At 60.9% G+C, this 13398-nt stretch carries 10 protein-coding genes; 5 read left to right on the plus strand and 5 right to left on the minus strand.

Going from position 1 to position 13398, the window contains the following annotated elements:
- The first annotated feature begins 187 nt into the window (after window positions 1–187).
- Window positions 188–709 carry a DUF6586 family protein gene (locus AC07SU_RS26515; protein WP_494998736.1) on the plus strand — a complete coding sequence of 174 codons (522 nt, stop codon included), beginning with the start codon at window positions 188–190 and terminating at the stop codon, window positions 707–709.
- 197 nt (window positions 710–906) lie between these two features.
- Window positions 907–1140 carry a hypothetical protein gene (locus tag AC07SU_RS26520; protein WP_176995340.1) on the plus strand — a complete coding sequence of 78 codons (234 nt, stop codon included), beginning with the start codon at window positions 907–909 and terminating at the stop codon, window positions 1138–1140.
- 196 nt (window positions 1141–1336) lie between these two features.
- On the opposite strand, the gene sulA is transcribed toward AC07SU_RS26520, so the two are convergent.
- Both sulA and lexA read right to left on the minus strand, forming a co-directional pair.
- Window positions 1337–1810, minus strand: a complete 474-nt coding sequence (gene sulA, locus AC07SU_RS26525; RefSeq protein ID WP_494998737.1) for an SOS-induced cell division inhibitor SulA — start codon at window positions 1808–1810, stop codon at window positions 1337–1339.
- Between the two features lie 10 nt (window positions 1811–1820).
- Window positions 1821–2429, minus strand: a complete 609-nt coding sequence (gene lexA, locus AC07SU_RS26530) for a transcriptional repressor LexA (protein ID WP_003172575.1) — start codon at window positions 2427–2429, stop codon at window positions 1821–1823.
- Between the two features lie 263 nt (window positions 2430–2692).
- Between lexA and AC07SU_RS26535 the strand changes: the two genes are divergently transcribed.
- Window positions 2693–3400, plus strand: coding sequence for a TetR/AcrR family transcriptional regulator (locus AC07SU_RS26535; protein ID WP_494998738.1), 708 nt, complete (start codon window positions 2693–2695; stop codon window positions 3398–3400).
- 166 nt (window positions 3401–3566) lie between these two features.
- Window positions 3567–4565, plus strand: a complete 999-nt coding sequence (nagZ, locus tag AC07SU_RS26540; protein WP_494998742.1) for a beta-N-acetylhexosaminidase — start codon at window positions 3567–3569, stop codon at window positions 4563–4565.
- A 93-nt stretch (window positions 4566–4658) separates the two neighbouring features.
- Here the strand turns inward: nagZ and AC07SU_RS26545 are convergent, their stop codons facing one another.
- The 3 genes from AC07SU_RS26545 to mfd are packed head-to-tail and all read right to left on the minus strand — an operon-like array spanning window position 4659 to window position 11389.
- The gene (locus tag AC07SU_RS26545; protein ID WP_494998739.1) at window positions 4659–7349 is read right to left on the minus strand and encodes a DEAD/DEAH box helicase; all 2691 of its coding nucleotides are present in this window, start codon (window positions 7347–7349) and stop codon (window positions 4659–4661) included.
- 9 nt (window positions 7350–7358) lie between these two features.
- Window positions 7359–7928, minus strand: coding sequence for a CsiV family protein (locus AC07SU_RS26550; protein WP_494998740.1), 570 nt, complete (start codon window positions 7926–7928; stop codon window positions 7359–7361).
- 11 nt (window positions 7929–7939) lie between these two features.
- A complete protein-coding gene (gene mfd / locus AC07SU_RS26555; RefSeq protein WP_176995346.1) occupies window positions 7940–11389 on the minus strand; it encodes a transcription-repair coupling factor in 3450 nt (1149 codons plus the stop codon).
- Window positions 11390–11729: 340 nt separating this feature from the next.
- On the opposite strand from mfd, the gene AC07SU_RS26560 reads away from it, so the two are divergent.
- A complete protein-coding gene (locus AC07SU_RS26560; RefSeq protein ID WP_494998741.1) occupies window positions 11730–13193 on the plus strand; it encodes a glyceraldehyde-3-phosphate dehydrogenase in 1464 nt (487 codons plus the stop codon).
- Window positions 13194–13398: the final 205 nt, after the last annotated feature.

Genomic DNA, 13398 nt, shown 5'->3' on the forward strand with positions numbered 1-13398 from the left:
AATACAAAGGCCGCCTGCATAGGCGGCCTTTTTTTGGTGAAGCGAGCGTGCTGGTGAAAATCGTTAACGATGACGTGGGAAGCCTGATACATAATGGCGCTCTCAGGTTTTTCGCGAGCAAGGGCTAGGCGCCCCCCTTGTTCCTACAAAGCCAGCATCACGCCTATTCGTTGTGGAGATTGCCGTCATGGCCAACGAACTCTATACCCGTACCAATCAGAAAATTTACTTCGCGGGTTTGTCCCTGGAAGCCCTTGGCCGCGCCGAGGAAGGGAAAGAGATGAACGCCATCGCGCTGGTCCAGGCGGGGCGTGAAGCGGCCTTGTTTCACCTGTACGGCGCCTTGCTGGGCCTATGCCATGAAATCGCCGGGTTCTACCGCTTGCCTCAGGCCGGTTCGCCCCGTGCAGAGATGATCATGAATCGCGAAGTGCTGGACACGATGGCGATTCCCGAGCTGGCCGAATTGGTGGAAATGGCTCAAAGCCCTGACAGTTGGGTCGCGCGTTTGCTCAAGGCTCATGCGGATATGTTCCAGCCGCCGCGTATTCCTCATGTGCCGAAGGGCGACGTGACGCAGCCATTGATCGTCGCGGTGGCCGTGGAAGAGGAAGAGCCCAAGCCATTGAGCCGGGCAGAGTTGGAGAGCTGGCGTCAGGAATTGAAAAAGATGGCGCTGCGCTTTCGCGAAGGCCTTAACGAATGCTGATGATTGTGTAGGCGCCGGCTTGCCGGCGATGCGGACGCCTCGGTGTGTCAGGCACATCGCGCTGATGCCATCGCCAGCAAGCCAGCTCCTACGCGTTAACGACCATTCATCAAGCTGTAAAGAAACCTCTTCAGATCCTCAGCGGGGCCGGGTGGATGACTGATATAATCCCGGCCTTTCGTGGAGAACAGACTTTTATGCCGACGTCCTTTCTGGAAATTGTTGAGTTGCCTGACGGCCGAATCGAGCTGCGCCGGGCAGAGGACGAGGGTTCTCTGGTTATTCTGGATTTTTCCGAGGACGCCAAAGCGTTCCTGCAAGGCCAGCACGTGGAAGTGGCGAAAGCCATGTTGAGCGTGGGTGTGCAGATGGCCGGTCGTTTGGCCGAAGGCGAACCGGAAAAAGAAGAGGGGCCGCGGGTTCTGCACTAAACCCTGTGAAGACGCCGTCTATGATTGCGCGATTTTTGTAGTGAGCGGGCTTGCCCGCGCTGGGCTGCGAAGCAGCCCCAAACCAGGCACCGCGTAATTTCTGATATACCGCTTTAGTCAATTTAGGGCTGCTTCGCAACCCAGCGCGGGCAAGCCCGCTCACTACAGAAGCCCAGCGCAGGCTTGGCTACCCTGTTTATCCCAACCGAATATTCAAACTCTGCGCATAACCCGTGCGTGCAGCACTGATCAGCTGTTGCTTGGCCGCAGCATTCAGCGGGTTCAACCAGCTTACCACCGTGTGGCTACGCCCCAGGCGCAAGGCCTCGCACGTCAATTGTTGAGCGCTCTGCGTGCCGCGGGGTTGCAGCAGCAGGATACGCTCACGATTGAGGCCTGCGTCCCGCAACCAGGCCTGGGTCAGGCTGGCCGGTGGGGCGATCAGCGTCAGCCAGCGAGCATCCTGCTCTTCGCTCAATTCACGCAGGACTGGCGCCAGCAGGCTCAGGCAGCTCCCGGCCGTACCGCGCAACGACAATTCACTGAACGCCTCAGGCTCGGCGCTCCAGGGCGCTTCGACCGTTTCCTTGAGGATGGGCGCAAGGGGTTGGGCCATGAAGGCCTCGAACAGCGACAGTTGTGTGTGTTGTGGGGTATGGACGAGCTGCATGGTGCCTCCTTTAGCGGCGAATGACGCCGACGCTCAAGCCTTCGATCACCAGGTCCTGATCTTTCAGGTTCACTTCAATCGGGGCGAACTCAGGGTTCTCGGCCAACAGCCAGACCTTGCTGCCTTCACGCTTGAAGCGCTTGACGGTGACTTCATCACCGATACGGGCAACGACGATCTGGCCATTACGGGCTTCGCGGGTGGTATGGACGGCAAGCAGGTCGCCATCGAAAATGCCCACGTCCTTCATGCTCATGCCGTGGACCCGCAACAGGTAGTCGGCGCGAGGATGGAAGAAGGTCGGGTTGATGTTGCATGACTCTTCGACGTGCTGTTGCGCCAGGATCGGCGCACCGGCCGCGACGCGACCGATGATCGGCAGTGTCGATTCGTCGGCCTTGGCTTCGAAACCAGGGATGCGGATACCGCGTGAAGCCCCCGGGGTCATCTCGATCGCGCCTTTACGGGCGAGGGCCTTGAGGTGTTCCTCGGCGGCGTTGGGGGATTTGAACCCCAGTTCCAGCGCAATTTCCGCTCGTGTCGGCGGATAGCCGTTGTCATCGAGGCAGCGCTTGATAAAAGCCAGAATCTCAGCTTGGCGTGGCGTCAGTTTTAGCATGTTGATCGCTCTGTCTTTTTATACAGTGACTGGGATTATATACAGTGAACTGCGCTTGGCAATCATCCTTTTCCAGCACTCCGCTGGACGGTCATTCGTCACCCTTCCTACAAGGCAGGGATAGCGCTGCCTACAGACCTCGATGGATGTGATTAAATAGCGATGAAATAGATGACTGCCCGGCCGGAAAACGGACCCTCAGGGTTGACAAGACACAACCTGAAACGTATGTTTCAAACAAGTGTTTGTCAGGCGGAGTAGCCATGGCCCAGTCGGAAACCGTTGAACGCATTCTCGATGCTGCCGAGCAATTGTTCGCGGAAAAAGGATTTGCTGAAACTTCATTGCGGCTGATCACCAGCAAGGCCGGGGTCAACCTCGCCGCAGTGAACTACCATTTCGGCTCGAAAAAAGCCCTGATCCAGGCGGTATTCTCGCGCTTCCTGGGGCCTTTCTGCGCCAGCCTCGACCGTGAGCTGGAGCGTCGCCAGACCAAGCCCGACAACAAGCCAAGCCTGGAAGACCTGCTGGAAATGCTGGTCGAACAAGCCTTGGTGGTTCAGCCGCGCAGCGGTAACGACCTGTCGATATTCATGCGTCTGTTGGGCCTTGCGTTCAGCCAGAGCCAGGGGCACTTGCGCCGTTACCTGGAAGACATGTACGGCAAGGTTTTCCGCCGCTACATGCTGCTGGTCAACGAAGCCGCGCCGCGTATCCCTCCGATCGAGTTGTTCTGGCGCGTGCACTTCATGCTGGGCGCCGCGGCCTTCAGCATGTCCGGGATCAAGGCGCTGCGTGCGATTGCCGAGACCGATTTCGGCGTCAACACCTCCATCGAGCAGGTCATGCGCCTGATGGTGCCGTTTCTCGCGGCCGGCATGCGTGCCGAAACCGGCGTCACCGACCCGGCCATGGCCGCTGCCCAGCTGCGCCCACGCAGCAAATCGACACCGACTGTCGCCAAGGCGTGACCCTCCCGGGTGTGCGCGGCCGCTTGCATCCGCTAAGCTAGCTGCCCATGCCGAATTCAGCTATTTACTCGCAACCCGCGGTTCTCACTGAGCCCTCATTGTTAATGGGGTCAGGTGAGGGCAGCGGGTTGTGTGCGTTATTTAAGGAAGGTTTATGACTGCTGCCCTGCAAGGTTCATTGATGGTTGACGTTGCCGGCACCTGGCTGACGGCCGAGGATCGCCACCTGTTGCGCCAGCCGGAAGTGGGCGGGCTGATCATTTTTGCGCGCAATATCGAACACCCGCGCCAGGTGCGGGAACTGAGCGCGGCCATTCGTGCAGTGCGCCCGGACCTGCTGCTGGCGGTCGATCAGGAAGGCGGCCGTGTGCAGCGCCTGCGCCAGGGGTTCGTGCGTCTGCCGGCCATGCGCGCACTCGCAGATAACCCCAACGCTGAATATCTGGCCGAGCAGTGTGGCTGGATCATGGCGACCGAAGTGCTGGCTGTCGGCCTGGACTTGAGTTTCGCCCCCGTGCTTGACCTGGACTACCAGCGCAGCGCCGTGGTGGGCACCCGTTCCTTTGAAGGCGACCCGGAACGCGCAGCGCTGCTGGCTGGCGCGTTCATTCGCGGCATGAACAGCGCCGGCATGGCCGCCACCGGCAAACACTTCCCGGGCCATGGCTGGGCCGAGGCCGATTCCCACGTGGCCATTCCCAATGACGAGCGCAGCCTGGAGGAAATTCGTGCGAATGACCTGGTGCCTTTCGCACGCCTGAGTCAGCAGCTGGCGGCCGTAATGCCGGCTCACGTCATCTATCCGCAGGTTGATGCGCAACCGGCTGGCTTCTCGCGCCGCTGGCTGCAGGACATCCTGCGGGGTGAGTTGCAGTTTGATGGGGTGATTTTCAGCGATGACCTGTCCATGGCAGGGGCGCATGTGGTGGGCGACGCAGCTAGCCGGATTGAGGCAGCGCTGACGGCGGGTTGTGACATGGGGCTGGTGTGCAACGATCGCGCGTCGGCTGAGTTGGCGTTGAGTGCGGCGCAGCGCATGAAGGTCACGCCATCTGCGCGTATTGCGCGGATGCGGGGGCAGGCGATTGCTTCGACGGATTACAAACAGGATCCGCGCTGGTTGGCGGCGTTGACGGCGTTGCGGGATGCGCAGTTGATCGATTGAGACCGTGGTGCGCCTATCGCCGGCAAGCCGGCTCCTACAGGGGAATGCGTTCCAAATGTAGGAGCTGGCTTGCCGGCGATAGCAATCTACCTGTCAGCGCTTTTCTTGCTTATTGGGCAACGGCGCAAACAACGCCTCAATATCCTCATTGCCCAACTGCCAGTCCCCGGTCGTACGCCCATCCAGCACGCCCGCCGCCAAATCGGACTTTTCCTTCTGCAGGTGCTGGATTTTCTCCTCCACCGTGCCCCGGGCAATCATCTTGTAGACGAACACCGGTTTCTCCTGACCAATGCGATACGCCCGGTCAGTCGCCTGGTTTTCCGTGGCGGGGTTCCACCAGGGGTCGTAGTGGATCACCGTGTCGGCTTCGGTCAGGTTCAAGCCCACGCCGCCGGCCTTCAGGCTGATCAGAAAAATCTGCAGCTTGCCGCTCTGGAAGTCCTTCACCGGCGTGCGACGATCCCGGGTCTGGCCCGTCAGGAGTGCGTAGGCCACGCCACGTTTTTTCAGCTCGGCTTCGATCAGGCTCAGCATTGAGGTGAACTGGGAAAACAGCAGGATTCGCCGACCTTCCGCAAACAACTCCTCAAGCATTTCCATCAAGCTGTCGAGCTTGCCCGAGCTGCTGCCACGGGCGGGCAGGGTGGCATCGTTGACCAGCCGCAAGTCGCAGCACACCTGACGCAACTTCAGCAGCGCCTCAAGAATGATGATCTGGCTGCGTGCCACACCCTTGCGGGTGATCTCGTCGCGCACCTTCTTGTCCATGGCCAGGCGCATGGTTTCGTACACATCACGCTGGGCTTCGTTGAGGTCGACCCAGTGGATGATTTCGGTCTTGGGCGGCAGCTCGGTGGCCACTTGTTCTTTGGTGCGGCGCAACAGGAACGGCTTGATCCGACCGTTCAGGTGCTGCAATCGCACATCACTGGCGCGTTTTTCGATCGGCACGCGGTAATCGCGGTTGAAGCTTTTCACGTCGCCCAGCCAGCCCGGCAGCAGGAAGTGAAACAGCGACCACAACTCACCCAAATGATTTTCCAACGGCGTGCCGCTCAGGCACAAACGCTGCCGTGCATTCAGCTCACGCGCCGCTTGGGCCGCCTTGCTGGACGGGTTCTTGATGTACTGGGCCTCATCAAGGATCAGCACGTGCAAGGGCAGGGTGGCGAGCTGCTCGATATCCTTGGGCAGCAGCGCGTAGGTGGTCAATAGCAGGTCGTAATCCTGCAGGTTGGCGAAATGTTTCTTGCGCCCGGCGCCATACAACGCCAGCACCTTGAGTTGCGGGGTGAAGTGCGCCGCTTCGTCGAGCCAGTTGGGAATCAGGCTGGTAGGCATCACCACCATGCAGGGGCGGTCGAGGCGCCCAGCGGCTTTCTCGGTGAGAATATGCGCCAGGGTTTGCAGGGTTTTACCCAGGCCCATGTCATCCGCAAGAATCCCGCCAACGTCCAACTGGCGCAGTGACTGCATCCAGCTCAAGCCTTCCAGCTGGTAGGGGCGCAAGGTGGCGTTCAAGCCTTCGGGCGCCACGCAGGTGAAGTCCCGGATATCCCGCAGGCGCTGGGCAAAGTTGCGGATCTTCTCGCCGCCTTCCCATTGCAGGGGTAGGTCTTCCAGCGGGTTCAGTCGGATCGCGTCGGCCTTGGCCAGCCGCAAAGCCGTGGTACCCGATTCCTGCAGGTAAAATTCGCCGAGGGTCGCCAGTACCGGTTTCAAACGGCCGTAGGGCAACGCGACCTGTATCGGACCGTGACCGTTGGGCAGGCCCGGTATGTTCACCAGGATCAGCTCGTCATCGCGGCGTCGTGCCAGTTTCTCGGGGTTGAGGATCTCGGTATGGGAGCGCATCAGGTTCAGCAGGATCGGCAACAGGCTCAGCCGCTCGCCGTTGACGATGATCCCCAGTTCCAGGTCGAACCAGTCGCGCTCCGGCCCATCATCGACCGTGGCGTACCAGTCATCGACGGCACTCAGGTCGAAACCGAAGTCCTCGTCGATCTGCAGCTCCCAACCCTCGGCGCGTAAACCCGGCGAGGCATTGAGCGTGAAGTTCAGCCAGGCACTGTCATTGACCATCTCGAACAGCTCGCCGGCGCTTTCCGGCAGGGCTTTGCTCTGGCGCGTGGCGATCTTGAACCCCAGTAGGCGCAGCTGTTCGCGATAGGGTTGTTCCAGTTCGGGATGGCGCTTGATGCGCAGGCTCTGGGTTTCCTGGCGCACAATGATGTCGGCATTTTTCTGCCCGCTGACATAGTTGTCCAGGTAATTGAACGACAGCGCTGCTCGGTGCTGGATATAGCGCTGCATCTTGCCGTTGCGCGGTTCAAACGCGCTGAACTCGACACTGGCCATCCACAGGCGCGGCACCGGCAGCACGTCCTCCATCACTACTTGCGGCAGTACCACGCGGTTATCCAGCACCGCCTGGAGTTTCTCCAGCAGCTCGGCATCCTGGGCGGCGGCCGGGTAGGCCAGGGTTTCCTGGACCTTGAGCAGCACCGCGGCGATGTGTTTGCAGTTGGTGTGCACCGGGCAGGTACAGCGGCTGTCCACCAGAATCAAGGTGCCCTTGGCCGACTCACGCAGTGAGATGGTCTGCCGATACACGTTGCCGCCCGAGCCTTCGCAACTGGCAACGATGGTGCTGTCACCGGACTCGACGATGCGCACCCGGTTTTCCAGAGCATAGCGCCGGCCACGCTCAAGGCTTTGCTCTTTAAAGCGATTGGCCCACGAAGGGGCCAGGGGTTTGGTCAAGGACGACGTCAGGGGCATGGTGCTGGATCAGTCCTGAATGTCGGGCGGGGGTGCGCTGGGCGGTTTGGCGGTGAGCGAAGTGATCTTGATCAGCAGCGCCAGGTGGCCGCCATCCAGGTAATTGAGCTGGTTGTTCTTGGTGCGCACGTCTTTCTGGCTCAGGTGTTCGCTGGTGACCACGCTGCCGTTGCTGTCGAACTGGTTGATCCAGAAGTCGGCATCAATATCGGTAAAGCGGCCCAGTTGCAGGCTCAACACCCCTTCGAGCGGGAACTGGCCGAACTGCTCCGTGCCGTCGGTGATCGCGACCTTCACCGGCTGGTCGCCCAGGTTCTGTTCCCAGGCCTTGTGCGCCAGCACGGTGTAGCTGTTGTCGGCACTGAGCTTGTCGACAATGTTGTTCAGGCGCGGCGGGCTCATTTTATCGGTGCCCAAGCGCGCTGCACCGGCATCCCAGTTTTCCGGCGCGGCACGGCTGTTGATCACCGGTTCTGCGTTCTGGCGCACCAGGATCATTTCCACCTGGTACGGGCTGTCGGCAAAGGCCGCCGGCGCCACGACCACCAACAACAGGCTCAACATGCGGAACAGGCGCATTGGGGCGTCCTTCAAGCAGATTTCGGGATGAGGCGCTCGAACAGCGCCTCCAATGTATTAAAGCGTTCTTCGGCGCGTTCCATCGGCACCATGAACTTGAACAGCGTAGCCCCTTCGAACTTGTAGCGGTTGGGCTGGCCCTGGATCAGCTTGATCAGCACCAGTGGGTCCACCGGTGTCTGCGCTTCGAATTCGATGCGCCCGCCTTGCGGCCCGGCGTCGACTTTCTTGATGCCAAGCTGCTCGGCCTGCAATTTGAGCAGGGTCAGGCGCACCAGGTTCTTGGTCGGTTCCGGCAACAGGCCGAAACGGTCGATCATTTCCACCTGCAGATCCTTGAGGCCTTCTTCGTCGGTGGCCGAAGCGATGCGCTTGTACAGGATCAACCGCGCATGCACATCCGGCAGGTAGTCTTCGGGGATCAGCGCGGGCAGGCGCAGGTTGATTTCCGGACCGCCACCCAGCGGTTGATCGAGGTTCGGTTGCTCGCCCTTGCGGATGGCTTTCACCGCGCGCTCAAGCATTTCCATATAAAGGGTGAACCCCACCGCCTGGATCTGCCCGCTCTGGCCGTCGCCCAGCAGTTCGCCGGCACCCCGGATCTCCAGGTCGTTGGTGGCCAGCACAAAGCCGGCGCCCAGGTCCTGGGTGTTGGCGATGGCTTCCAGGCGTTTCTCGGCGTCGCCGGTGATCTGTTGGCGCGGCGGCGTCAGCAGGTAGGCGTAGGCCTGGTGGTGACTGCGCCCGACGCGGCCACGCAGCTGATGAAGTTGTGCCAGGCCGAACTTGTCGGCGCGCTCGATGATGATGGTGTTGGCGCTCGGCACGTCGATGCCGGTCTCGATGATGGTCGAGGCGATCAGCACGTTGAAGCGCTTGTGGTAGAAGTCGCTCATCACCTGCTCGAGTTCGCGCTCGCGCATCTGCCCGTGGCCAATGGCGATACGTGCCTCCGGCACCAACTCGGCAAGGTCGGCGGCGCATTTCTCGATGGTCTTCACGTCGTTGTGCAGGTAGTACACCTGCCCGCCGCGCAGCAGTTCACGCAGCAGCGCTTCCTTGACCGTGCTTTTGTTCTGCTCCATCACAAACGTGCGCACCGACAGGCGGCGCGCCGGCGGCGTGGCGATGATCGACAGGTCGCGCATGCCCGACACCGCCATGTTCAGCGTGCGTGGAATCGGTGTGGCGGTGAGGGTGAGGATGTCGACTTCGCTGCGCAGGGCCTTGAGCTGTTCCTTCTGGCGCACGCCGAAGCGGTGTTCTTCGTCGATGATCACCAGGCCCAGGTTCTTGATCTTCACATCATCGGACAGCAGCTTGTGGGTGCCGATCACGATGTCGATCTTGCCCTCGGCCAAATCAGCGACCGCAGCATTCACTTCCTTGGCCGACTTGAAGCGGCTCATCACTTCCACGGTCACCGGCCAGTCGGCGAAGCGGTCGCGGAAGCTGTTGTAGTGCTGTTGGGCGAGCAAGGTGGTGGGCACCAGGATCGCCACCTGCTTGCCACCGTGTACCGCGATGAAGGCCGCGCGCATGGCCACTTCGGTCTTGCCGAAGCCCACGTCGCCGCACACCAGGCGGTCCATCGGCTTGGGCGCGAGCATGTCGGCGCGCACCGCTTCGATGGTGGTTTGCTGGTCCGGAGTTTCTTCGAAGGCAAAGCCTGCGCTGAAAGTGGCGTAGTCGGCCTTCGGGTCGGCGAACGCATAACCTTCGCGAGCGGCGCGGCGTGCGTAGATGTCGAGCAGTTCGGCGGCCACATCGCGCACCTGTTCGGCGGCCTTGCGCTTGGCTTTCTGCCAGGTCTCGGAGCCCAGGCGGTGCAACGGCGCCAGCGCGTCGTCGCTGCCGGTGTAGCGCGCAATCAAATGCAGGTTGGCCACCGGCACGTAGAGCTTGGCGCCCTCGGCGTATTCCATGGTGAGGAATTCGGCGGCCTGGTTGTCGATCTCCAGGGTCTGCAGGCCCAGGTAGCGGCCCACGCCGTGGTCGATGTGCACCACCGGTGCGCCTTCGCGCAGCTCGGTGAGGTTCTTGATCACCGCGTCGTTGTTGGCGTCGGCGCGTTTTTCGCGGCGACGGCGCTGCATCACGCGCTGGCCGAACAACGGGCTCTCGGCGATCAAGGCCAGGGCCGGGTCGTCCAGCAGCAAGCCTTCATCCAGCGGCGCGATGGTGATCGCCAGGCGGTCTTTGCTTTTTACAAAGTCGGGCCAGCTGTCGACGGTTTTCGGCCGCAGCTTCAGGCGTTCGAGCAATTCCAGCAGCACTTCGCGGCGGCCGGCGGATTCGGCGGTGAACAGCACGCGGCCAGGGAAGTCACCGAGGAAATTGGACAGCGCTTCCAGCGGCTGGTTGGCCTTGGCCTGGATGGCCAGGTCCGGCAGCGTTTGCGCGGGGAAGCGCTCGCGGCCGGCGCCACTTTCCACGTCCTGCTGACTGGCGACCACGCGCGGCCAGCTTTTCAGGCGGGCGAAGCAGTCTTCTACCGGTAGGAACAGCTCGGCCGGCGGCAATAAAGGGCGGGACGGATCGACACGGCGCTCTTCATAGCGGTTGCGCACGTCGTTCCAGAAGTTTTCCGCAGCCTGTTCGATGCCCGGCAGCGAGAACACCTGGGTGTCCTGGGGCAGGTAATCGAAGAGGGTGGAGGTTTCGTCGAAGAACAGCGGCAAGTAGTACTCGATACCGGCTGGTGTAATCCCGCTGCTTAAATCCTGGAAGATCGGGCAGCGACGGAAGTCCACGTCGAAACGTTCACGAAAGCGCGCCTTGAAGCGGGTGACCGCGTCTTTTTGCAGCGGGAATTCCCGCGCCGGCAGCAGCTTGACCGACTCCACCTTGTCGATGGAGCGTTGGTTCTCGGGGTCGAAGGTGCGCAGGGTCTCGATTTCGTCATCGAACAGGTCGATGCGGTAGGGCAGTTTGCTGCCCATCGGGAACAGGTCGATCAGCGCGCCACGCACGGCGAACTCACCGTGTTCGTACACCGTGTCGACGCAGCGGTAACCACTGGCTTCCAGGCGCGTGCGCATCTGCTCGACATCCAGCTTCTGGCCGACATCCAGTACCAGGCTGCTGCCGAGCAGGAACTTGGTCGGCGCCAGGCGGTGAAGCGCGGTGGTGATCGGCACCACCAGCACGCCGTGGGCCAGTTCCGGCAGGCGGTACAGGCTGGCGATGCGCTGGGAAATGATGTCCTGGTGCGGCGAGAACAGATCGTAGGGCAGGGTTTCCCAGTCGGGGAAATGCAGCACCGGCAAATCGGGGGCGAAGAAGCTCAGCTCCTGCTCCAGCCGTTCGGCGCTTTGGCTGTCGGCGGTGAGCAGCAGGGTAAAGCGCTTGGCTGCGCTGGCAGCCTCGGCAATGGCCAGGCTCAGGGCGGCACCGGGCAGGTTGCCCCAGTGCTGTTTGCCTGCCGCAGCAGGGAGAAGCGGTAGACGCAGGACGGGCACGGAAGGTTGAGCTCCAAGCGTTGCGACAAAGTCGGTAATTGTAACGGTCCGAGGCGCCGTCTGTCAGTTGCTGACTGAGCCTATTACGGTTTGTAGGAAATGTAGTGGCTAAGACAAACAATGCTGGGTTTTGACTCAATATGTAGTGTCAAAAAGCACGAGGTTTTCGGAGGGTTACGGACAAGTCACGCTGACTGCCAACCAGGTGGCCTTCTGGAACCCGCGTATTTACTGGGCTGCAGAGGGGTGTCAATTTTTCGCAAGCACTTTTTGTTGCCTGTGGCGCATTGCTCCGAGGGCGACCGGGCGGCATAATGTAGCCCCTTTTTTCTGCCCCTACATGTGGAAGGTTCCCGTGACTCAGAAGCCCGACCAGTGTCTTGGTGAATGGATCGACCGTGAAGCGCTCGCTGAAGCGATGATTCCGCTTATCGGTCAGCTGTACCGCAATAACAATGTGGTGAGCTCGATCTATGGCCGCAGCCTGATCAACCAATCAGTCATCGCGATTCTCAAAGCCCACCGCTTTGCTCGCCATCGCTCCGCCGACGACAGCGAACTCTCCGTCCACGAAACATTCCCCCTGCTCAAGGCCATGAGCGAGCTCAAGCTCGGCGCGGCTTCGGTAGACCTGGGCAAGTTGGCCTACAAATTCCGCAAAGAAGGTGCCGGCCGTACCGCCGAGCAGTTCGTGCGTGAAGAAATGGCTGACGTGGTTGGCCAGCAAAACGCCGCAGCCCGCAAAGGCACCGACGTGGTCCTGTACGGCTTCGGTCGTATCGGCCGCCTGCTGGCGCGCATCCTGATCGAAAAAACCGGTGGCGGCGACGGCCTGCGCCTGCGTGCCATCGTTGTGCGCAAAGGCGCCGAGAACGACCTGACCAAACGCGCGAGCCTCTTGCGTCGCGACTCGGTACACGGTCCGTTCAACGGCACCATCGTCATCGACGAAGAAAACAACACCATCACCGCCAACGGTAACCTGATCCAGGTGATCTACGCGAAGAACCCGACTGAGGTGGACTACACCCAGTACGGCATCAAGGACGCCCTGCTGGTGGACAACACCGGCGTATGGCGTGATGCCGACGGCCTGGGCCAGCACCTGGCCTGCCCGGGTATCGACCGCGTTGTCCTGACCGCACCGGGCAAGGGCAAGCTGAAGAATATCGTTCACGGTATCAACCACGGCGAAATCACCGCTGACGACAAGATCGTGTCCGCTGCTTCCTGCACCACCAACGCCATCGTGCCGGTGCTGAAAGCTGTGAATGACAAGTTCGGCATCGTTAACGGTCACGTTGAAACGGTCCACTCGTACACCAACGACCAGAACCTGATCGACAACTTCCACAAGGGCGATCGCCGTGGTCGTAGCGCCGCGCTGAACATGGTGATCACCGAGACCGGTGCTGCCACCGCTGCTGCCAAGGCCCTGCCTGAGCTGGCTGGCAAACTGACCGGTAACGCGATCCGTGTGCCGACGCCAAACGTGTCGATGGCCATTCTCAACCTGAACCTTGAGAAAGCCGCCACCCGTGAAGAGATGAACGAGTACCTGCGCTACATGGCGCTGCACTCCGATCTGCATAAGCAAATCGACTTCGTCAACTCGCAGGAAGTGGTGTCCACCGACTTCGTAGGCTCGCGCCACGCCGGTGTGGTGGACGCCGAGGCGACCATCACCCAGGACAACCGTGTTGTCCTGTACGTGTGGTACGACAACGAGTTCGGCTACAGCTGCCAGGTGGTTCGCGTGATGGAAGACATGGCCGGGGTCAACCCGCCGTCGTTCCCGCGCTAAGCATCAGCGCTGAATGAAAAAGCCCCGACTGGTTCGGGGCTTTTTTATGCCTGTGGGATTTGTGTTGATTGGTAGGGCCTCATCGCAGGCAAGCCAGCTCCCACATTTGGATCTGTTAATACCTTCAAATGTGGGAGCTGGCTTGAACTGGCCTAATGATTTTGGACACTTCAATCGGGCGCTATGATGGCGCCCAAATCTGAGG

This window comes from Pseudomonas sp. GW821-FHT05H12, assembly GCF_059419385.1.